This is a genomic window from Xylanibacter rarus, from assembly GCF_001275135.1.
Classification (GTDB): domain Bacteria; phylum Bacteroidota; class Bacteroidia; order Bacteroidales; family Bacteroidaceae; genus Prevotella; species Prevotella rara.
Genome location: NZ_LFQU01000028.1, coordinates 1 through 22,419, shown reverse-complemented (window position 1 = coordinate 22,419; position 22,419 = coordinate 1). Strand labels below are relative to the sequence as shown.

At 48.8% G+C, this 22,419-nt stretch carries 18 protein-coding genes; 12 read left to right on the top strand and 6 right to left on the bottom strand.

All coding sequences use genetic code 11. The features are described 5' to 3' along the window. Nucleotides 1-36 precede the first annotated feature (36 nt). Both ACU52_RS12020 and rbfA read right to left on the bottom strand, forming a co-directional pair. Nucleotides 37-1,266: an FtsX-like permease family protein gene (locus ACU52_RS12020; protein ID WP_021854375.1), complete on the bottom strand. Its 1,230-nt coding sequence runs from the start codon at nucleotides 1,264-1,266 to the stop codon at nucleotides 37-39. Continuing rightward, on the bottom strand, nucleotides 1,263-1,598 hold the full coding sequence (gene rbfA, locus ACU52_RS12015; RefSeq protein WP_021854376.1) for a 30S ribosome-binding factor RbfA: 336 nt from the start codon (nucleotides 1,596-1,598) through the stop codon (nucleotides 1,263-1,265). Before rbfA ends, ACU52_RS12020 begins: the two co-directional genes overlap by 4 nt. An 862-nt stretch (nucleotides 1,599-2,460) precedes the next feature. Between rbfA and ACU52_RS12010 the strand changes: the two genes are divergently transcribed. Next, a complete protein-coding gene (locus ACU52_RS12010; RefSeq protein WP_053398959.1) occupies nucleotides 2,461-2,937 on the top strand; it encodes a hypothetical protein in 477 nt (158 codons plus the stop codon). A gap of 411 nt (nucleotides 2,938-3,348) precedes the next feature. On the opposite strand, the gene ACU52_RS12005 is transcribed toward ACU52_RS12010, so the two are convergent. Further along, the gene (locus ACU52_RS12005; RefSeq protein ID WP_053398970.1) at nucleotides 3,349-4,662 is read right to left on the bottom strand and encodes an MFS transporter; all 1,314 of its coding nucleotides are present in this window, start codon (nucleotides 4,660-4,662) and stop codon (nucleotides 3,349-3,351) included. Nucleotides 4,663-4,760: 98 nt separating this feature from the next. Then, nucleotides 4,761-5,783 carry a LacI family DNA-binding transcriptional regulator gene (locus ACU52_RS12000; RefSeq protein ID WP_053398958.1) on the bottom strand — a complete coding sequence of 341 codons (1,023 nt, stop codon included), beginning with the start codon at nucleotides 5,781-5,783 and terminating at the stop codon, nucleotides 4,761-4,763. 260 nt (nucleotides 5,784-6,043) lie between these two features. Here ACU52_RS12000 and ACU52_RS11995 point away from each other — a divergent pair, with 260 nt between their 5' ends. The 10 genes from ACU52_RS11995 (at nucleotide 6,044) to ACU52_RS11950 (ending at nucleotide 19,996) form a co-directional block, all read left to right on the top strand. Then, a complete protein-coding gene (locus ACU52_RS11995; protein WP_053398957.1) occupies nucleotides 6,044-9,058 on the top strand; it encodes a SusC/RagA family TonB-linked outer membrane protein in 3,015 nt (1,004 codons plus the stop codon). Between the two features lie 43 nt (nucleotides 9,059-9,101). Continuing rightward, nucleotides 9,102-10,772, top strand: coding sequence for a starch-binding outer membrane lipoprotein SusD (gene susD, locus ACU52_RS11990; RefSeq protein WP_021854381.1), 1,671 nt, complete (start codon nucleotides 9,102-9,104; stop codon nucleotides 10,770-10,772). A 46-nt stretch (nucleotides 10,773-10,818) separates the two neighbouring features. Beyond that, entirely contained in the window at nucleotides 10,819-11,994 is a 1,176-nt protein-coding gene (locus ACU52_RS11985; protein WP_162207775.1) for a SusF/SusE family carbohydrate-binding protein, read from the top strand. A gap of 34 nt (nucleotides 11,995-12,028) precedes the next feature. Continuing rightward, nucleotides 12,029-13,480 carry an Outer membrane protein SusF domain-containing protein gene (locus ACU52_RS11980; protein ID WP_082335277.1) on the top strand — a complete coding sequence of 484 codons (1,452 nt, stop codon included), beginning with the start codon at nucleotides 12,029-12,031 and terminating at the stop codon, nucleotides 13,478-13,480. Nucleotides 13,481-13,704: 224 nt separating this feature from the next. After that, entirely contained in the window at nucleotides 13,705-14,181 is a 477-nt protein-coding gene (locus ACU52_RS11975; protein WP_147630868.1) for a hypothetical protein, read from the top strand. A gap of 1,049 nt (nucleotides 14,182-15,230) precedes the next feature. After that, entirely contained in the window at nucleotides 15,231-15,557 is a 327-nt protein-coding gene (locus ACU52_RS11970; protein WP_021853377.1) for a DMT family transporter, read from the top strand. Between the two features lie 229 nt (nucleotides 15,558-15,786). Next, a complete protein-coding gene (locus ACU52_RS11965; protein WP_021853378.1) occupies nucleotides 15,787-16,605 on the top strand; it encodes a pyridoxamine kinase in 819 nt (272 codons plus the stop codon). 185 nt (nucleotides 16,606-16,790) lie between these two features. Beyond that, nucleotides 16,791-17,051: a hypothetical protein gene (locus tag ACU52_RS11960; protein WP_053398953.1), complete on the top strand. Its 261-nt coding sequence runs from the start codon at nucleotides 16,791-16,793 to the stop codon at nucleotides 17,049-17,051. An 8-nt stretch (nucleotides 17,052-17,059) separates the two neighbouring features. Then, nucleotides 17,060-17,791 carry an ATPase gene (locus tag ACU52_RS11955; RefSeq protein WP_053398952.1) on the top strand — a complete coding sequence of 244 codons (732 nt, stop codon included), beginning with the start codon at nucleotides 17,060-17,062 and terminating at the stop codon, nucleotides 17,789-17,791. 168 nt (nucleotides 17,792-17,959) lie between these two features. Next, on the top strand, nucleotides 17,960-19,996 hold the full coding sequence (locus ACU52_RS11950) for a chitobiase/beta-hexosaminidase C-terminal domain-containing protein (protein WP_053398951.1): 2,037 nt from the start codon (nucleotides 17,960-17,962) through the stop codon (nucleotides 19,994-19,996). 181 nt (nucleotides 19,997-20,177) lie between these two features. Here the strand turns inward: ACU52_RS11950 and ACU52_RS11945 are convergent, their stop codons facing one another. Next, nucleotides 20,178-20,588, bottom strand: coding sequence for a DUF4878 domain-containing protein (locus ACU52_RS11945; RefSeq protein WP_082335276.1), 411 nt, complete (start codon nucleotides 20,586-20,588; stop codon nucleotides 20,178-20,180). Between the two features lie 33 nt (nucleotides 20,589-20,621). Continuing rightward, entirely contained in the window at nucleotides 20,622-21,233 is a 612-nt protein-coding gene (locus ACU52_RS11940) for a YiiX/YebB-like N1pC/P60 family cysteine hydrolase (RefSeq protein WP_125104909.1), read from the bottom strand. Between the two features lie 537 nt (nucleotides 21,234-21,770). On the opposite strand from ACU52_RS11940, the gene ACU52_RS11935 reads away from it, so the two are divergent. Beyond that, nucleotides 21,771-22,310, top strand: coding sequence for a phosphatase PAP2 family protein (locus tag ACU52_RS11935; protein WP_239684922.1), 540 nt, complete (start codon nucleotides 21,771-21,773; stop codon nucleotides 22,308-22,310). The last annotated feature ends 109 nt before the right edge of the window (nucleotides 22,311-22,419 follow it).

Genomic DNA, 22,419 nt, shown 5'->3' with positions numbered 1-22,419 from the left:
TGTTTCCTTTTTTATTTTTTCTTAGTGTAGAATCTTTTATTGAATGAGTCTTTTGGCGAAATATCTTACGGGATACCACACTGAGGCAAAGCCAACGGCAAGCACCGTGATGAATATTATGATGATGTCTTCAGGATGAACGCTCACCGGATAGGCATCCACAATGAATGAGCCGCTGCTGCGTCCCAGCGAAACAAGTCCGTAAACCTGCTGAAGCCAGCACAGCAACAGACCGACTAATATGCCGAGTATGGCTCCGATTGCCGATATCATGCGGCCTTCAAACAAGAATATCCTTACTATCTGCTTGTCGCTCGCACCCATGTTGCGCAGCGTAACCACGTCGTTCTTCTTGTCGATAATCAGCATCGACAGCGAGCCTATGATGTTGAAGCAAGCCACGGCAAGGATGAACGTAAGGAAGATATAGGCGATAAACTTCTCTATCTTCATAATCTTGAACGTGTCAGCCTGCTGCTCCATACGGTCGAGAACGCGATACTTGCTGCCCGCAATTTTCTGCATCTCAGCCTTTACGGCATCAAGATCGCTGCCCGGCTTGAGTCTGATCTCAAGCTGTGAGAGCATGCCCTGCTGACCGAACAAATTGCGTGCGAATGCTATCGAAGTCAATACGTAGTCGCGGTCGTAGCGCGCTTGTTTAACGGAAAACACCACACCGGGCGAAATCACCGAATCTTCAACAAATCCTTCGGTAGGATTCATCAAGTCGAGCTGTCCCTCGCGCTTCGGAGCATATATCTTCAGCTGTCCGTCCCAGTCGGCCGTCATGCCAAGGTTATCGGCAAGGCGGATGCCCACAACGCCAAACTGGAGATTGGCGGCATGCAGCGAAAACTCGCCGTCGCCATACAGAATGTCGTTGATGTGCGACAGCTCGCTGAAGTTATCCTCAACGCCCTTCACCTTAATCATGGCCTGCCTGCCCTTGTATATGGCCATCGCCTGGTCTTCCACGCTCTCCGTTGCCACGTCAACCTGCGGCAGGTTGCGTATCTTTGTCAGTATAGGGTCGTCTGCCGGGGCTGTCTTTCCTTTAGTAGGTACAATCTCAATCTGCGGGTCGAACGATGTCAGCAGCGACGCCACGAGGTCGTGAAAGCCGTTGAACACACTGAGAGTTACCACCAGCGCCATTGTGGCCACGGCCACACCTACGACGCTGATGCCGCTGATGATGTTGATGACGTGCGTGCTCTTCTTTGAAAAGAGATAGCGGCGTGCTATGTAGAATGGAAAATTCATTTCTTCAGCAGCTCGTCAATGTGCTCGATATAATCAAGAGAGTCGTCGATGAAAAAGCGCAGCTCGGGGATAATTCTCAGCTGGTTTCTCACGCGCGTACCCAGTTCGTAGCGTATGGTTTTCTCGTTAGCCGTGATGTTCTTTATCAGTTCTTCCGACTTCTCGGGCGGAAATATGCTCAGATATGCCGTGCAGATGCTAAGGTCGGGACTGATGCGGCAGCGCGTAACGCTCACCATCGTGCCCCTCATGCCTCTTGTCTGCGACTGGAATATCAGGCTCAGTTCTTTTTGCAACAGTCTTGCAATGCGGTTTTGTCTTGTTTCCTGCATATTGATTTTTCTTTTTACGTTATCTTTATGTTATCTGCCGTCCGGTTTGGCGGAGGCTGTTTGTTTTGTGCAAACTTACTAAAAAAAACTGAGACAAGCCCATGCTTTAAGGTTATTTTTTGCCTTTAGTGCCGTGCCGGTCTTCTGTCCGTACAGATGGCACGGGTGTACAGTGTGGCATAATTTGTCCGCATTAGTGCTGCCGTCATGCTTTTTCTTGTAAAATAAACATTATGTTGATGCCTAATTCTGTTAACGTTAGTTTGCATATAGGCTATTTTATTCTTTCTGTATTTAACATTTTGATGAACAGTATTTTTCCTCTAATAAATTAAAAAATGCGCTTTCTGTTTATGAATTTTGCCTGTTGAAATGTGAGAATAAGTATAGTTGCTGTGATTACATATACTATTCGCACTATTAAAAGCACTATTTTAGCTTCTAAAAGGCATTAAGTTGTGATGTAAAACGTACCCTTTTGCGCTCTGAAACGTGGCTTTTTGCATGATTTCAGGCGCAAATTCAGGTTCTAGACGACTCTTATTTACGGCTTTGTTATTGTAAATTGCTGATATACAGGTGCTTATGTGTAAACGATATTTATACCTACTTTTTCGTATCCTGAACCGATGTTTTGACTCCGGAATGAAAAAGTAGGCATAAAAGTGTTAATATAAAAGATGGCGGTTTAACTAAAATTTACGTTTTGAAGGTTGCTGATTATCGTTGCCGATTATATCCCATGATGCATATACGGGATATGTTAAGTTTTCTCATTTAACTATGTTTTAATATTAAGTGGTTGCGTATATTGCTGAAAATAACTATTTTTGCCACCGACAAAACCTTAAAATGCAGTTCTATGAAAAATAATAATGCCGACGAAGAAACGCGTGGGCGCAATGGTAAACGCCGCAAGCCGTGGTATGGAGAAACTGGCGAAACCATTGCGATTATAGCCGTTGTTGTGGTCTTGGTGTCTGTCTTTGCGCTCGACCGATGTGGCGACAGTGTGCATCAGCAGCAGCCGTCGTCGATAATCATGCGCGACACCGGGCAGCTGCGCCATAATGCAGCCGCAGACAAGCCTGCCGTAACTACAAGACAATTGCCCCGTACAGAGGAGACGCCGCAGGAAACTGCACGCCGCGAAGGAATGGAGGCCGGATATAACGACGGCATGGAAGACGGCGAAGTGGGCGAGAAATACGAAACTCACTACAGCGAAAACGCTTCAGACTACTCAGGCAAGTTTCAGGAATGTTATGAAGATGGCTATGAGGAAGGTTACGACGAGGGTTACAGCGAGGGCAGGCAGATGCACGATGATGCCCTTTGATGTGCCGTAGCCCTGCAACATCTTTATTCTTTTATCTGTTACAGCCCTGCCGCGCCGGCTTTGTCGGCATGGCATATGCAGGCTGTTGTGTCTGCGTTCGGCATTGCCGTGAGAGCATTCCTGCCTGATACTGATGACAGACTTTAGTTTAACCTCGGGATATTATATAAAATTTGCCGGAGCAGGTCTGCTTGCTACATGCTTTTTATGCAGTGTAACAGCAGGTCGGCTCCGGCAAAATCTTGAATAATCACTCCTAAAAGGTGATTTTGTCTGCGATTAGTGCAAAATCGCGAAATGCTTTGTTTATGCCTGCGAATAATGCTGTTTACGATTTATGTATGCCCCATGTGCAGTATTCGCGGACTGATTATTTGGCTCATGCCGGCGCCGTGGCGCAGCATGTCCTTGTTATTCGCTTTCGCCTATAGTCTCCTTAATTATTCCGACACATGCCGCACCGATGATGAGGAACACACCGGCCACAATCATCATGTGGCTCTGTGCGCTGCCTACAAGCGTGAGGACCACGCCGCCGAGTGCTGCCGCTATGATCTGCGGGATGCATATCGTGCCGTTGAACAGACCGAGATAGGCACCCATGTGGCTGCCGTTGAGCGCGTTGGTGACGATGGTGAACGGCATGGCCAGCATTGCAGCCCAGGCACATCCTATCAGAAGATAAGGAATAAAGAGAACATACTGGTCGCTGATGTAAGGAATCATCAGGAAGCCTATGCCGCCTAGCACGAGGCTGAGGGCGTAGGCCATCTTGCGGTTAGAGAAGCGCGGCAGAGCCATAGCCCATACCACACTGCCTATTGCCTGCACCGCAAACAGAATGCCGACCCAGTTGCCGGCCTCCTGAAATCCTGCCGATGTAGGGTCGGTGGTCTGCCAGCATGTTTCGGCTATGGCACCGTTGGTGTAGTTCCACATATACAGGAACGCAGCCCAGCTGAAAAACTGCACCAGACCTACGGTCCAGAAAGCCTTCGGCGCGTTGCGCAGCAGTTTCACGACGTTCACCTTCTCTTCGTTAAGCGGCTTGTCTAGTCCGTGATATTCAGCATACTCCTTCGGCGGCATCTCCTTCACCTTTGCCGATGTGTAGATGACGCACAGGATGAGGATGGCGGCTCCGATGTAGAATGAATAGATCACCGAGTCGGGCACTACGCCCTTTGCAGCCACGTTGCTTATGCCGAGGAACGTGAACAGGAACGGGAACACATAGCCCACCAGCGAGCCGGCGTTGCACAGAAAGCTCTGTATAGAGTAGGCCAGGGCTTTCTGCTTCTCGTTCACCATGTCGCCCACGAGCATCTTGAACGGCTGCATGGCCATGTTGATGCTCGTGTCGAGAAACATCAGCGATATAAGACCGAACACCATGGCCGTGCTGACAGCCATGCCGAGAGAGCCGGCGTTGGGCAGCAGGCACATGACGAGTACGGCCACCAGTGCGCCGACAAACAGATAAGGTATGCGTCGGCCGAAGCGGCACCACGTCTTGTCGCTCAGCGTGCCCACTATAGGCTGCACGATGATGCCCATAAGCGGAGGCAATATCCAAAAGTAGCTAAGATTGTGAGGGTCGGCCCCCAGCGTTGCGAAAATTCGGCTGATGTTGGCGCTCTGCAGTGCGTAGGCAATCTGCACGCCGAAGAAGCCGAAGCTCAGATTCCAGAGCGTTGCGAAACTCAGGTCGGGTTTCTTCTTCAAGTTAGAACTCATAGTTTAAGGCGTTTATTTTTATTTATGTTATTATATGCTTGCTGTTGCCGCGGCTAATGTGCCGCAGTCGTCAGTGTATTCAGCTGTTATTTTGTCGACCCGCGCACCACGAGTCTTGTTCTTACCACTCTTTTCTCAATCTTGTCGAGCGGTATTCTGCCCTCGGCCTTGCCTATCAGAATAGATGCAGCTTGTCTGCCCACCTCTTTTCCGTTCTGTTCGACCGTGGTGAGCATAGGGTCGCAGGCAATGGCACGCTGTCCGTTGGTGAATCCGCACACCGAGATGTCCTCAGGGATGCGCAGTCCCATGTGCTTTGCCGTGTACATTATGCCGATGGCCGTGTCGTCGTTGACGGCGAAGAAGGCGTCGGGCCTGTCCTCCATGTTGAGCACCTCGGGCGTAATCCTTTCGGCATGTTCTCGGTTGTCGCAGAATCTTTTCACGCAGCTGTCGGGGTCTATGCCGTGCTTGCGCAGCGCATCGTGCCATCCGTTGTATCTGTTCTTCGATATCTCGAGGTTCATGCTCGAGCCGTAGTAGGCTATATGCCTGCATCCGGTCTTGATGAGATATTCCACGGCCGAGAACGCTCCCATGTAGTCGTCCACCACCACGCGGCACGTGTTCATGCCCGTGCAGATGCGGTCGAAGAACACAAGCGGCACGTTCTTGTTTATCAGGTCGGTAAAGTGGTCGTACTTTGATGTGTTGATAGCCTGCGACACAAGTATGCCGCACACCTTGTTTTCATAGAACGAGCGGCACACTTCCACCTCTCTGTCATACTGCTCAAGGCTCTGCGCCACGAGTATGCGGTAGCCGTATTTGTCGGCCTCCTCTTCGATACCGCTCAAAACTGACGAGAAATAGAAGTGGGTGAATTGCGGTACAATCACTCCAATGACTTTTATAACCCGTCTGTTGCGCAGCGACTCGGCGATTATGTTGGGGCTGAAGTTGTGTTCCTCGGCATATCGTCTTATCTCGTCGCGCCTTTTTGCGCTGATTCTCGGGCTGTTTTTCAGTGCCCTCGAAACCGTTGCCACAGAAACCTTAAGTTCTCTGGCAATGTCTTTCATCGTTATGGGTGTGTTCTTTTCTGGCATCGGATTTTATTTTACAAAGCAAAAGTAGTCAAAACACAATTATCTTGTCTTTCACATTATTATTATTATATCGTTTTATTTGTGTAAACGTTTGCACAGAGCAAAACGTATTTTTTAGCTAAAAAAAAGATAATTTTATCATATCTAAACGTATTTTTGCAGCTAGAAAAAATGACCTTAAAGCTCTATTTTTTGAACTACTGCAAATATAAACAATTTAATTAATAAATCATTAATGTTAACTTTAAAACCACAAGAAGATGAAGCAGGTAAAAATGAAAACCTCTATTAGGATTCTGGCCATCTTGTTTGGTCTGTTCCTATCAGTGGGAGCATTTGCCCAAAGTACTATTACCGGGCAAGTTACAGATGCTTCCGGAGAGCCGATCATCGGAGCTACTGTCCGTGTTGCAGGTCAGGGCGGCGGTGTGATAACTGATATTGACGGAAACTTCAGTATCAAGGCTGAGCCGGGCAGCATGCTGTCGGTTTCATACATCGGATACAAGACGGTGGAGACGGCAGCATCGCAGAATATGAAGATAGCCCTTCAGGACGACTCACAGTTGCTTGAGGACGTTGTCGTTATCGGTTACGGAACTGTCAAGAAGGGCGACCTCACCGGTTCTGTTTCTGCTATGAAGCCTGATGATATGAGTAAAGGTATCACCAACAACGCTGCCGACATGCTTGTCGGTAAGGTTGCCGGTGTGGATGTTATCACCAGTGGCGGTGCCCCGGGTTCAGGATCTCAGATCCGCATCCGCGGAGGTTCGTCTCTTAATGCAAGCAACGACCCGCTGCTCGTTATCGACGGTCTTACCATCGACAACAACACCGCTACAGGTATGAGCAACGTGCTGGCTATGATCAACCCTAACGATATCGAGACTTTCAACATCCTTAAGGATGCTTCAGCTACAGCCATCTATGGTTCGCGCGCGTCTAACGGTGTCATCATCATCACCACAAAGAAAGGAAAGAAGGGCTCTGGTCCTAAATTCTCTTACAACGGCGACGTAACCGTTTCAACAACTCAGAAACGCTATGAAGTGCTCAACGGCGACGAATACCGCACACTCGTAGGAAAGGTTATCGGCGAGAGCGGCGTTGCCATGCTCGGCAATGCAAACACCGACTGGCAGGACGAGATATTCCGCACTGCAGTGAGCACATCCCACAACTTGTCAATGACCGGCGGACTCAAGAACATGCCTTACCGCGTGTCTATCGGCTATCAGAGCGACCAGGGTATCATCAAGAACTCTTTCATGAACCGTTTCAACGCTTCTGTTAACCTTGCGCCGTCATTCCTTGACGATCACCTTAACTTCAACATCACTGCCAAGTACATGGCCGAGAAAGACCGCTATGTTGACAGCGGCGCAGCCATTGGCGGTGCGCTTTCAATGGACCCGACACGCCCTGTAATGGACGACAGCGAGCCTTACAAGTGGCTGGGCGGCTACTGGCAGAACATCGTTTCGGCAAACTTCAGCGATCCTTCTTGGGCTTACACCAAGAATCCTAACGCTCCTCAGAACCCTGTTGCATATCTTGAGCAGAACGAGTGCTATGCTCACTCTAACGACTTCACGGCAAACGTTGAGGTTGACTACAAGATTCACGGATTTGAGGACCTGCGCCTGCATGCAAGCTATGGTGGACAATATACTGCAAGCCGTCAGAGCGACATAAACTCTCCTTACGGTTACAGCAACAACTATTATGGCTGGGACGGCCGTACTTACTATTGGAAATACAGCATCACGGCTAATGCCTATGCACAGTATACACACACCTTCGGCGCTCACTACATCGACGTGATGGCCGGTGCCGAGGAGTCACACTATCACCGCAGCGGATACAACATCGGACAGGGTACAGACCCATATACAGGCGAGGCCAACAACCCGGCTCTGAGAAACGAGACAGAGTGGGCCACACACAACTCTCTTGTGTCTTACTTCGGACGTCTCAACTATACATTGCTCGACCGCTATATGCTTACAGCCACAATCCGTGCCGACGGTTCTTCACGTTTTGCCGACGGACACAAGTGGGGCTACTTCCCCTCTGTAGCTCTTGCATGGAAGATCAATGACGAGAAGTTCATGAAGAATATCAAGTGGTGGAACGAGTTCAAGCTCCGTCTCGGATGGGGTCAGACAGGTCAGCAGGACATCGGTTACGACTTCCTCTACACTCCGCTCTATGTAAACAGCAACTCTTATGCTCAGTATCCTTTCGGCGACACATACTATTACACAATGCGTCCGAACAAATACAACCCCGACCTGACATGGGAGACAACAACAACATGGAACGCAGGTCTTGACTTCGCATTCCTGAACAACCGCATCACTGCAAACATCGATGCTTACTATCGTGAGACAACAGACCTTATCCAGGAGGTTACTCTTCCTACACTTATGAACTTCGGTCAGCGTATGGCACAGAACATTGGTTCACTTGAGAACTACGGTGTTGAATTCACAGTAGGAGCCAAGCCTATCGTTACTAAGGACTTTGTATGGGACGTTCAGTACAACGTTGCATGGAACCACAACGAGATTACAGAGCTTATCGGCGGTGACGAAGACTATTATGTTGAGTCTGGTTCAACCATCTCACGCGGTAACAGCACTCACGTTCAGGCACACACAGTAGGCCAGCCGGCCAACTCATTCTGGGTTTACCAGCAGGTTTACGACGAGAACGGCAAACCGCTCGAAGGCGTATATGTTGACCGCGACGGCAACGGCATCATCAACAACGATGACCGTTACTTCTACAAGAGCCCGGCAGCTGACGTGTTCATGGGTCTTACAATGAAGTTCACATACAAGAACTGGGACCTGAGCACAGCATTCCGCGCATCTCTCGGCAACTATGTTTACTATGACTTCCTGTCTAACAGGGCAGCCGTAAGCGCATCAGGACTCTACTCTAACAGCGCATTCACAAACACTACACAGGCAGCCGTTGACCTCGGCTTCAGCGGAACAAACGGTACTGAGTATTATCTCAGCGACTATTTCGTACGCAACGCATCATACCTGAAGTGTACCAACATCACGCTTGGCTATTCGTTCCCGGCTCTGCTCAAGTATGCAGGACAGGATTACTTCTCAGGACGTATTTTCGCAACTGTGCAGAATCCGTTCATCATTACAAAATATAAGGGACTCGACCCTGAAGTTGCAGGCGGTATCGACAGAAATCCTTACCCACGTCCATTCAGCGTTCAGATCGGTCTTAACCTTAATTTCTAATGGTTGTGCATTTATATAAAAGTAATAAATAAAGGACATAACAATGAAAAAGATATTTTTTAGAACATTGGCAGTCGCTGTGCTTGCAGCCGGATTGACCGGTTGTGCCAACGACCTTAACATAAGCTCAATCGACCCGCAGACCAAGCCGTCTGCTGATCCTACGGCTTTGCTGGCTAAATGCTATGCCACTCTCGGACTTACCGGTCAGAAAGGTGTAGCCGGCAATGGCGACTTGAGCGACGACGAGGGTGAGTCGGGTTTCTACCGTACAACGTTCAACTGCATGGAGCTTCCCTCTGACGAGTGTGTATGGGCTTGGCAGACAGATACTGACATTCCGCAGCTTACCAACATTGCATGGAACTCAAGCAGTATCCGTACTCAGTGGGTTTACACACGCCTTACCTACGACATCACTCTGTTCAACAGCTACCTGAGCCAGGTGCCAGACGACGAGGCCAACAAGCTCAACCGTGCCGAGGTACGCTTCCTGCGCGCTCTCCATTATTGGTACATGCTCGACCTGTTCGGCAAGTCACCTTTCAAGCTCGACTTCAACATCAGCGACCTTCCTGTTGAGAAGAGCGGCAAGGACCTTTACACATGGATCGACCAGGAGCTGACAGAGATTGAGCCGCAGATGGCCGAGGTTGGTGCTTACTGCAACTCTGAGAACTTTGGCCGTGCTGACCGCGGTGCTGCCTATATGCTGCATGCACGTCTGGCACTCAACTCTGAGATCTACACCAAGGGCGAGATTAAGGATTATGACAAGGCTATCAGCTATTGCGACCTGCTTATTGGCAGCGGAGCCTACGAACTTTCAAAGACAGCCAAGAACGGCTATTCTGGATATGCACAGCTGTTCATGGCCGACAACGACGAGAACCCGCAGGCTATGAAGGAGATTATCCTGCCTATCCGTCAGGACGGACAGAAGACCCGCAGCTACAGCGGCTCATTCATGCTCGTCAGCGCGACACGTATTGCCGGAATGCCCGACATGGGAACAACTAACGGCTGGAGCTGTATCTTCGCACGTGCAGCAATGGTAAAGAAGTTCTTCCCCACACTGTCTGACTGCCCGATTTCTACAGAGCCGGCTCCTGCCGGAGCTACAGAGGCCGAAATCAAGGCTCTCGACCAGCAGGACGGTTCGTCAACAGCTCAGATTGTGGCTAAGGCAGGCGACGACCGCGCTTTGTTCTACGGTGGCCGTGGCGGTGGTGTACGCAAGCTGCAGACAGATGCTATATCAAGCTTCAACGACGGACTTTCTATCGTTAAGTGGAACAACTTCCGTACAGACGGCCAGCCCACACACGACACCGAATATCCCGACATAGACATTCCGCTGTTCCGTTATGCAGAGGTTTATCTTACACGTGCAGAGGCTTATTATCGCAAAGGCCAGCCCGAGAAGGCTGTTTCTGACATCAACGAGCTGCGCAAGCGTGCCAACGCAAAGCAGATAAGCTCTATCACATCTGACATGGACATCCTCGACGAGTGGTGCCGCGAGTTCTATCTCGAAGGCCGTCGCCGCAGCGACCTCGTACGCTTTGGCTGCTTCACGACAGGCAAATATCTATGGGACTGGAAGGGCGGAGCCGCTAACGGAACAACCGTTGACTCTCACTATAATGTTTATCCTATACCGGCAACCGACGTGCTCAACAACAGCAACCTTACACAGAACCCCGGTTATTGATAACATGGCAATCAGTTTGCAATAAAGTTTTAAAATGAAAATGATTATGAAAAATATAATAAAGAAACTGTTCGTTCCGGCACTGGTGTTGGGCGTGCTGCCTTTCATGGCTTCATGTGAGACCGACGACGAGAGCAACCCTATATTAAATCAGCCCGAATCGTTTGTGCTTAACGTGCCGGCTCATGCCAACGACAATGTATACGACTTGGCTAACTCTACATATGTCAACCTTACGACATCGCAGCCCGACTATGGCTTCCCTGTTGTAACCACCTATCAGGTGCAGGTTTCTATCGACCCAGACTTCGCTTCTGGCGATGCAGCCAAGGTGGAGGCTGCCACTTACACAACTCTTGAGACCACATACAATCAGGCCAACATAAACGTAAATGCTACCGAAATGAACAATGCCATTGTAAGAATGTATCAGGAGAAGAACAACGGCGCCGACCCATCCGGCATAGTTATGCCTGTTTACGTGCGTCTGCGTGCCCACATCGCCAACAGCGACAAGGGCTGGTGCAACTCTAACGTAATCACTCTGCCAAAGGTTGTTGTATCTTATGTTGCAACAATGCCTAAGACTGTATATATCGCAGGTTCTTCTATCCGCAACGGTTCTGAGGCTAAGCCTCTTGCTGCTGTCTACGGATTCGAGGGCCAGTTCTACGGCATGGCTTATCTTGCTGCAGGCTCAACATTCATGTGGGGCGACACAGACACACCGGACAAGGGCTATGCACTGACCAACTCGTTTGACGACCAGGCCGGCGCAGGCTTGTCTCAGGGTGCTGACGGCGGCATACAGGTGGCCAACGGCGGATGGTATGTTCTGTTTATGAACGTTTCGGTTGAGAACAACCAGATTAAGTCTGCCCTCACTGTTTATCCGGGCGAGGCTTATGTCATCGGTACTGTTATGTCTCAGGTTACATGGGGACATGACGCTGCAACTCAGCTTACAGCTCCTGCCGATGCTTCTGCTCAGTGGGTATCTCCTGCCTTCCTTGCCGGCGGCGAGCTCCGCGCAAGCATCAAGGTGCCGGGTCTCGACTGGTGGCGCACAGAGTTCACTCTCTATAAGGGCGACCTCTACTGGCGCGACTGCGACATTCCTGACAACTGGGCTCAGAACGTGGGCAGCGACTATTCTGTTACCTGCGAGAAGGGTCAGAAACTCTATGTAGACTTCGACTACGACAGAGGAGAAGTAAAATAACCAATAATCTAAACCATTTAACAGAAATATCATTATGAAAAAGATATTATTTTTGGGCGGTCTGTTGCTTTCAGCCATGACGTTCGTTTCATGTAACGGCGATTATGACGACTGGGCCGACCCGCAGAGCAATCCGCAGGAAGAAGCAGTTACGTTGCCGGGCTATACGGCAACGGCTGCCGACCCTATCGACCTGGCTAACCCCGGCACGAGCGTCAAGGCGTTTACGCTTTCGGCTGCAACCCTGCCAGAGGGTGCCACGATAGAGCATACACGTGTAGAACTGTTGCCGGCTGACGGCTCTTCTGCAACAAAGAAAACTCTTGAGGCAACCGCCGACGGCATGCTCGACAGCACTGCGCTTCAGGACGCCGTGGTTGAGTTCTACGGACGTCGTCCGGCAGCCCGCGTGTTCGATGCTCAGGTTTATTCTGATATCGTCATCGGCGGCCAGTCGTTCCTGGTTGATGCCGGCAAGATTCAGATTTCAGTTACGCCTAAGGCTCCTTACATTGCCGACGCTTATTATCTTGTTGGCGATATGTGCGGATGGGCTGCCGATGCAGCTATCAAGTTCTCACATTCAGGTGCCGATGTATATGAGGATCCTGTGTTCTCTGTAGTGTTCACAACACCTAAGGCCGACTGCTACTGGAAGATTGTTCCGCAGGGCAACATCGACTCTGGCGACTTGTGGCATGAGGGAACAGACGGTGTTGTGGGTGTTGCCGTTGACGGCGACCCGAGTCTCACAGGCTCGCTCGTAACCACAGCTCCAAAGGCCGGTAAGATAGAGAAGCAGGGCTTCTATAAGCTCACCGTCAACATGATGGACTATACTTACACCATCGAAGAGATGGCCGGCGAGTATTACATGGTGGGCGACCTGCAGGGATGGAACAACGACCCGGCTACAGGCATGACATGTCTGTTCTATCCGCAGACAAGCACCGTGATGAGCTACACTACAAAATGGAAGGGTGCTTACGACCTGAAGTTCTGGGCAGGTGCCGACTTCGGCAACTGGGACAAGGCTTACGGATGTGCAGTTGATGGCGACAATTCTCCTGCCGGCAACATCGTAAACTCCGGCGCACAGTCTATCTCTGCTCCTTCTGCCGAGTATTACACCTTCACCATCGACATGACAACCATGAAGTATACATGGACTAAGCTCAGCGACCAGGCTCCGAAGGAGTACACCTCAATCTCGCTCATCGGCGACTTCAACAGCTGGAACGGCGACGTAGACCTCACTCAGGTTACTCCTCACAACTGGTATGCCAAGGTCAGCATCCCGTCTGACGGCGGACTCAAGTTCCGTGCAGGACACGACTGGGCTGACAGCTGGGGCAACGGTGCCAACATTGCCGACAACTATTATGGCAAAGCCGACTATAACGGCGGCAACATGACAGTTCCGGCTGGTACCTACAGCGTCTACTTCAACGACATTACCACTGAATTTGTATTCTTAGCAGAATAATATCAGATTTTGTGTTATGCGCCATGCACCCTTGTTTAAATACAAAGTGCGTGGCGCATTTGATTTTTTGCGGCGCATTTTTCATGGCCACATCATTCTCTCGCCGGCGTCAGTATTTGTAAAGACCCATGCTGCGGTCGGCGTCTTTCGCCTCAGGTCAGCGCTCAAGGCGGTGCATTGAGGTTACAGCCAACAAGAGTTTTTCAACTAAAAAGCCTTAGTCTATGAAGCTAAATCTAATTTGTTCATGTCTTGCCGCTATGTGTGCGGCGTTCGTTGTTTCGTCATGCAGCAGCGACGACGAAGGAACGACAACGGTAAACGTCCGTAATGTCTACACTACTGGATGTAAGACCGAAGGACAGCCCTCACAGGCCGGCTCCGCAACAACACGCAGTCCGTTTGATACAGAGTATGTAGAGTATAAGAGCAAGAGCGACGGTTATGTCTACATCAACCACGCTAATGTGTCTTACAACTGCTGTTCGGAGAAAATAGACGTTACGCTGACCGTTACAGGCAACCGCATAAGCGTTGTTGAAAAGGAGACCGACACAAGCTGCAACTGCATCTGTCCCTTTGACGTCTCTTACGAGGTTGGACCGTTGAAGGCCGGCAAGTATATTCTCGTGATAAACAGCCACAACACGCTCCACGAAATCAACTTCACGTATCCGTCAGACGGCAGGGTTGAACTTTAGAATCTTCTTATTTAAAGATTTAAAACAAATATCTTGTGGATTCTGTCATTGTTATGAATCCACAAGGTATTTTTTTGTTGTATATGCTATACATGTGTAAGTGAAAAACGAAAAGTGAAGAGTGAAAAATCCAAATGCCTTGTGGTGATGCAAAATTTTGTATGGAATTGTCGTAGAGAATCAGCAAGGCTATTGTTCTGTCGGATATGCTATCCGACAGCATTAAGTATAAGGATCTTTGATCCGAGACTCATACCTATTTAATCAAAAAATAGGAAGCAAGCGGATAAAAAAATCCTTATATTCAGTTCCGGCAGATTACAAATCAGCCGGCACATTAGCTTTGTTGGTATATGCCGTTTGTTTTTAAGTTACAATGCATCTGACTTTAACTCCTAAAAAAATATCTCCTAAATTGAACGTTTAACGCCTCCAGAATCGCCATGCTCATCACAGTTTCGTGGTTTAGCGTGAAAAATGGCTGATTTTGCACATTTTTGTTAAGGCATTGATTTATAGAGTTTTATACATTTCGCGGAACTAAAACGCAATGGTTAAAAAATATTACTCGGCCACTTTTCACTCAAAACCGATAGGTTTACCGTTCGGATGTTGCCCTTTTGCATCACAAAAACAGCCGTTTTAGTTCTGAAAATCCATGTTTTTGCGCCATTTTTGCATGAGAAAAGCAAACAGATGTTAAATATTTTGCTGCAGCAATGCATACTCTTTAACATCCGTTATATGTTGATTTTCTAGATTGAAAAAATGTTTTGTCCTGACTTTTTACTTTTTCATGCTAACATCCTGACCACGGTTTAGCGCCTTTATGTTTTTATGTATAAGATACCCGGAATTTGTTTTATATTGCAGAAATGAAATAGCGCGGCATGAAAAATACTTGGTAGGCGAGTGGGGCTGCAGGAGACGAGGTGAGTGTTATGGTGGAGGTATGTTATGTCTTGTAATTTTGTTGGTTTAATGTCAGTATTAGATTAAAATTCGTATCTTTGTTTGCGATTTTGTATATGCAGAAAAAATAAAAGCAGATGAATTGGATTATTCTTGTTATTGCCGGATTTTTTGAGTCGGGCTTTGCCTTCTGTCTTGGCAAGATGAAGGAAGCCTCCGGCACGGAGTGGTATCTGTGGTGCGTCGGTTTTCTTGTGTGTCTTGTCCTGAGCATGGTGCTGCTTGCCAAGGCGGTGCAGACTTTGCCCATAGGCACGGCTTATCCTGTGTGGACAGGCATCGGGGCCGTTGGCACGGTGCTGCTGGGCATCATTTTCTTTCATGAGCCGGCATCATTCCTGCGCCTGTTCTTTATCACCACACTGATAGCCTCAATAATTGGACTGAAGATGGTTTCGCATTGAACGACTGATATCCGGCAGGGCTTTAACTGAAATATGGCGTTATGATTCAGCCTGTGTCTTTGCCTTATGTTGTGTATAACATAGTATGCGGTATGACGGCCGGCTGGGGCTTGGCGGTTTTCATTTTGTGCTTGTCATATAAATATGCTTTGTGCCTGACCATATTTTCAATTTTGTTTGCGTTAATTCGTCAGTTTTATGTAAGTTTGCAGCCGAAACTTAGAATGTTATGAAAAAGAAACAGATATTGCTCATAAACGATATGGCAGGCTACGGAAAGGTGGCCACGGCAGCCATGCTCCCTATACTGTCGTATATGGGACATCCCACATATAATTTGCCCACGGCACTTGTGTCTAACACGCTCGACTACGGAAAGTTCAACATACTCGAGACAACAGAGTATATCAAGGGCGTGTTCCCCGTATGGCGTGAACTTGGCTTCTCGTTCGATGCCATAGCCACAGGCTTCATGGCGTCGGAGACTCAGGCGCGCATCATAGCAGCCTACTGTCGCGAACAGGCAGAGAACGGCACGGTGGTGTATGTCGACCCGATAATGGGCGACGAGGGCAAGCTGTATAACGGCGTTACCGATGAGGCCATAAAGAGCATGCGCGAGATGGTCAGCGTGGCCCATCTTGTGTTTCCAAATTATACCGAGGCCTGCTATCTCACCGACAGCCAATATGACGCTGCCGGAGTAACAGCCGAAGGTGCCCGTCGCCTGCTCGACTCACTTCTGAAGTTAGGCACAAAGTCGGCCCTGATAACGAGCATACGTGTAGACGGCCAGCCGTCAGTTGTTGGCTACAACCACGTCAACGGCGAGTATTTCACACAGCCCTACACCGAGATACCCGTTCATTTCCCCGGCACAGGCGACATATTCTCAGCCGTGCTCATAGGCTATCTGCTGGGCGGAAAGGAACTGAAACCAAGCACGCGCAAGGCCATGGACGTGGTGTATAAGCTGATAGACCTCAACAAGGACAACACTGACAAGAACCGCGGCATACCTCTGGAGAAATATCTCGACGTGCTTTGACATAAGTGAAAAACGAAAAGTGAAGAGTGAAAAATCCTAATGCCTTGTGGTAACACATCCGGTGGCACGTGAGGCAGACATGTATGAATTATGCTTTTTTATAGATGAAAAATTAGTCGGAAATTATAGATGCTATCACGAAAATTTGTTATATTTGTAAACGGATAATCTAAATTAAAAGCAACATGAAAAAGAATCAGACATCATACCGTAATACTTCTGTTTCAGAATTGCTCAGTGCAGGTTCTGAAGAAGAGCGTATTGTTGCCGGACTGAAACGATTCGGACGCAGGGCTTATAACGAAACTTTAAAACAAGGTGGAGAGGCTACTGTGCTTCGTGGCAACAAAATCTGTCGTGTTAACGGACGTGGCGATGTTTCTGTAATAGAAGAGCTTGGTCAGACTCGTTATCGGGTGACTCAGAACACTTATAAGCTGAAGTGAGGAATATTATGAATGTTAAACGGCTGCGTGTTTTTGCAGGGCCAAACGGCTCTGGCAAATCAACGATTACGTCTATAGTGCGTGAGGCTGGTGTAAGTCTTGGCATTTATGTGAACGCAGACGAAATGAAGAAAATTATCAATGCAACAAAAACTTTCGACTTTAGCCATTATTTAAAAACCTTTGATGAATCTCATTTCAAGCAAAGCTTCTTGGAATCGTCACTTTTCATTAAGGCCGGAGGTGACGATATGTGTAATGCATGTTATGTGGATGGTTGTATTATGCATTTCAGGTGTGAAGTGAATGATTATTTTACTTCGTTTTTGTCGGCATATCTGCGTGAGGCTTTATTGGATAATTGTGATAAGTTTACATTTGAGACTGTGATGTCTCATCCTTCAAAGTTGGAGTATATCCGCAAGGCGCGGAGTAAAGGCTTCCGTGTTTATCTGTATTTTGTGGCGCTCGAAAATCCTTCTTTGAACCGTGAACGTGTGCAGGCGCGTGTAAAATTGGGTGGACATGATGTACCTGATGATAAGGTAGTTGAACGCTATGACCGTAGTCTTAATCTCATGTTGAGTGCAATTCGGTTGTCAGATAGAGCATATATCTTTGACAACAGCAGTTCAAAGCCTTTGTTGTTGGCATCGGTAAATGACGGTGAACTGACAATGGCTGACGGGGTTGAATATATTCCGTCGTGGTTTAAACGTTACCTTATTGATAAATTGTAATTTGTTGGCTGGTTTGGCGTTTGTCAAATGGTATAATGATTTAATATTATTCATTCCAGTTCTCAAGACAAACGTTTGCACAGAAGTTTCGCTGATATTTGTGGCGGCGTGTAAACAAGATGTTCATAATATCTTTAATTTTACACCGTGAAAAAACATTTTTATACCATGAGAAAATTATTTACCACAATCGTATCGTCACTTATGGCTTTGTCGGTTTCGGCACAGGGATGGCCGTCGGGCTGGCAGGGCGTGATGCTGCAAGGCTTTTATTGGGACTCGTTCTCAGACACACAGTGGACCAACCTCGAGAGTCAGGCCGACGAGCTGTCTGAGTTTTTCAAACTGATATGGATACCTCAGAGCGGCAACTGCGGCTCGGGCAACTCCATGGGATACAACGACCTCTACTGGTTTAACAACTACACGAGCACGTTCGGCAACGAGCAGCAGCTGCGCTCCATGATCAGCACCTTCAAGAGCAAGGGGCTGGGCACTATAGCCGACGTGGTTATCAACCACCGCTCGTCGATGGCAGGCACATGGATGAGCTTCCCCGAGGAGACCTACAAGGGCGTAACCTACACGATGGGGGCTGCCGACATCTGCTCTAACGACGACGGAGGCAAGACGGCTGCGCAGGCTGAGGTTAAGCCTACGGGACAGACCGACACGGGCGACGACTTCGACGGAGCGCGCGACCTCGACCATAACAGCGCCAACGTGCAGGCTATGGTTAAGGCATATCTCGACTTTCTGCTCAACGACCTTGGATATACGGGCTTCCGCTACGACATGGTGAAGGGCTATGCGCCTGAGTTTACGGGCATATACAACACGGCCGCCAACCCGCAGTATTCGGTAGGCGAGTATTGGGACGGCGTGTCGCAGATAAAGAGCTGGATAGACGGCACCACAGCCAACGGCGCAAAGCAGTCGGCCGCGTTCGACTTCCCGCTGAAATATCTGCTGCGCGACTGCTGCAACTCGTCCTCAAACTGGAGTACGCTGGGCGGCAGCTGTCTGGCCAACGACATGTATTATCGCCGCTATGCCGTAACCTTCGTTGACAACCACGACACCTATGGCCGCGGCAACGACGGCGAGGTGAAGGCCAACATCCTGGCTGCCAACGCCTTCATCCTGGCTGCGCCGGGCACTCCGTGCGTCTTCCTGCCTCACTGGAAGGAATATAAGCAGGACATAAAGCAGATGATATATGCGCGCAACATGGCCGGCATAAACAACGAGAGCACATTTGAGACCATGAACCGCACAGCTGCGCAGTATGCCATCAAGGTGAACGGCACTGACGGCAAGTCGGTGGTTGTTATTATGGGCTCAACCTCATGGCCTTCGTCAACCGTAAAGGAGGCCGACTATCAGCTCGTTGACAAGGGGCAGAACTTTGCATATTATATCTCGCGCAATGCCGGCAGCGTATGGGCCGATGTTCCTTCCGGCTCTTACGACAACGGCGTGAGCGTAACTCTCAGCGCACTCACAACCGATGCCGGCGCACAGATTGTCTACACCACGGACGGCAGCGAACCAACGGCATCTAACGGCACGAAGGTCAGCAGCGGCGCAACAGTGAGCATCGACGCCACCACAACCCTCAAGGCTGCACTGCTGACAGGCGGCGCAGTGAGCGGCATGATAACACGCCACTACACCGTTACGGCATTCCAGCCACATGAGATAACCGTATGCGTCAATGCCGACAAAGTAGGATGGAGCCGCGTAAACTTCTGGTCGTGGGGCGGCGACGGCACACATTCGCCCGTGAACGGCTCATGGCCCGGCGACAACGTTACAACTACAAAGACCGTTGGCGGCAAGACATGGTATTATCAGACCTACACGATGAACTCGTCGGACGATTGCGTGTGCTTCGTGTTCAGCACCGCGAGCGGTTCGCCTCAGACTGTTGACGTGAACAACGTCAGCAAAGACAGCTACTTCGAGATTTCTTCAACCTCTGAGGGCGGCAAGTATAAGGTTGACGATGTTACCGACAAGTATGCCACAAGCATCGGCGGTATCGTGGCCGACAAAGCCGAAGGACGCACCTCTGCAGGTGTCTACACCATAGACGGACGCCTCGTGCGCCATACGTCGGGAGGTGCTACGGCCGACGAGGCTGTAAGCGGACTAGCCAAAGGCCTTTACATCGTTAACGGCAAGAAGGTTGTGGTGAAGTAACGGCTTGACATCACAGAATAACATTCAAGGATAAACCTTTGTCGGGCGTTATATTTCAGACGTATACGCAAGATAATAAAGCCATATACGGTATAATTACCGATAGGGGATAATAAAAGACAGGGGGCAAGATGTATCAGCATCTTGCCCCCTGTCTTTTATTATGATTAAGCCTCTGTTATTATTTGCCCATGTCTATTTTCCAGTTGCCCTGTTCGTCTTTCTTGAGCTTGATGTCGTCTTCTTTGTCAGAGCCGTCACCATACATAATCTTCATCTTAACAACTGCGCTCTCGCCGCTTTCGTCTATTTGTTCAGACAGCGCCTCATACGACTTTATACCGCCTTTTTTCTCATACATCTTGTCTGCCTTGCCCTGCATCATGCCCGACAGCATCTTCTTTCCGGCTTCAGGGTCTTCGCCCTCTTTAACCTTCATATAAACGAGGTCGGCAAATTTGTCGTAGTCTTTGTCCTGCAAGCATTTAACAGCCTTTTCTGCCACGGCTTTAGGAGTGTTTCCGCCGCCACCGCATGATGTCATGATAAACAAGGCTGCCATAAGAGCCATAATTCCAATTAATTTTTTCATGGTTCAAAAATTTTTTGTTTGTTAATAATAGGTTTAAAATGCAATAATCTTTTTTAGCGACTTGTTGTTACAGATGTCAGACGGCAGCATGCACCTTATTTTTTTCATGCCCGGCAGACTTATGTCGTGGCGCTCCGTTCCGGCCAGCGTCAGTCCTGCCTTGGCGTAGGCAAACTCCACGAGTTCGCAGCAGTACATCTTCGTGGTGTCGCTGTCGTCATAGTCGTGATCAAAGAGCGTGTTGCGGCGGTAGGTCTGCATGGCATATTCTGCTGCCTTCAGCGGTATAATGGTGTCGCCCTTCAGTCTTTTCACCTCGCCGGCGTTGGCGTTTATCGGTGAGAAGAATTTCTCGGGCGTCTCCATCTTCACCCTGTCCGGGTCTCCCTCAAAGTCGGGTTCGTCCGGCACGGCATGCACAATCATCTTTTTGCCGGCCGAGTCGACCACTATGCCCACATGCGAGTAGCGTCCGTTTCTGTCGGCCATCATCACCGCATGACTGCTTATGCCTCCTCCCCGGCGAAACACAATGTCTCCCGTCTTTAGCTCGCATCCTGCCGGAAATATGGTTAGGTCTTTTTTGTCGTTGCAGGATATCAGCGTTGCCGTAAGAAGAGCCAGGCAAATCGCAGTTTTCATCATTATCTTTATCACTGTTCACAAAGATAAGCATAATAGACGTAATCACAAAATCCTGACAAAATTATTTACTCATAATGCCGGAAATCCGTTATGCCGGATATATGGCAACAATGCTATTGTTCCGACGGATTTATGCAAGTTGATGAGCATAGTGAAAATCCGTAATAAAGTATAAGGAGCCAACGGTCAGCGAAGCTAATTTTCAATCCGCTTGCTTCCTATGTATACTTTAAGTATGAGTTTCGGATTGCAGACCCTGATACTTAAGATAGGATGCGGCTTGGCAATAAAAATAAAGTAAATTTTATTTTGTATTGCTCTCGCCTTTCACAATCTTTGAATAAGATAGGATGCGGTTCGGCAATAAAAATAAAGTAAATTTTATTTTGTATTGCTCTCACCTTTCACTATCTTTGAATAATATAGGATGCGGTTCGGCAATAAAAATAAAGCAAGTTTTATTTTGTATTGCTCTCACCTTTCACTATCTTTGCACCCATGCTACGCAAACTGATAATAATTGTTTTTGCAGTCTTTATGTCATCGGCCTGCAACGCACAGCAGCAGTATGAGCGCTATCATGGCGACGGCATCGACGAATATCTGCAGTATGTACCGCTGGCATCAACCTATGTGCTCAAGGCAGCAGGGGTTGACGCCCAGAGTTCGTGGAAGCGTCTGCTTGTCAATTCGGCTACGTCGTTTGTCATCAACGCCGGCGTAACCTATGCGCTGAAGCACACCATACATTCTACGCGCCCTGACGGTACCGACGACCATTCGTTTCCGTCGGGCCACACGTCGATAGCCTTCTGCGGGGCCGCCATACTGCATAAGGAGTTTGGCAAGGTAAGTCCGTGGATAAGCGTGGCAGGATTCACCGTGGCCACCGTTACTGCCGTAGACCGCGTGAGGCGCAACCGCCATCACTGGGGCGACGTGGTGGCAGGTGCTGCCATTGGCGTGCTGTCTGTTGAAGCCGGCTACAGGCTTGGCGACCTGATAACGGGAGAGAAAAAGAAAAACGTAGATGTAGCTGTTATGCCCAACGGATTTACGCTTCTTGTAAATCTTTGAAATAGAGCATGGTGGGGGCATGCAGACAGGTTTGTGTAAACGATTGCATGATTAATTGAAAGATAACAGATAAATTTAGATTATCATTTATTTTTTTATTATTATCTTT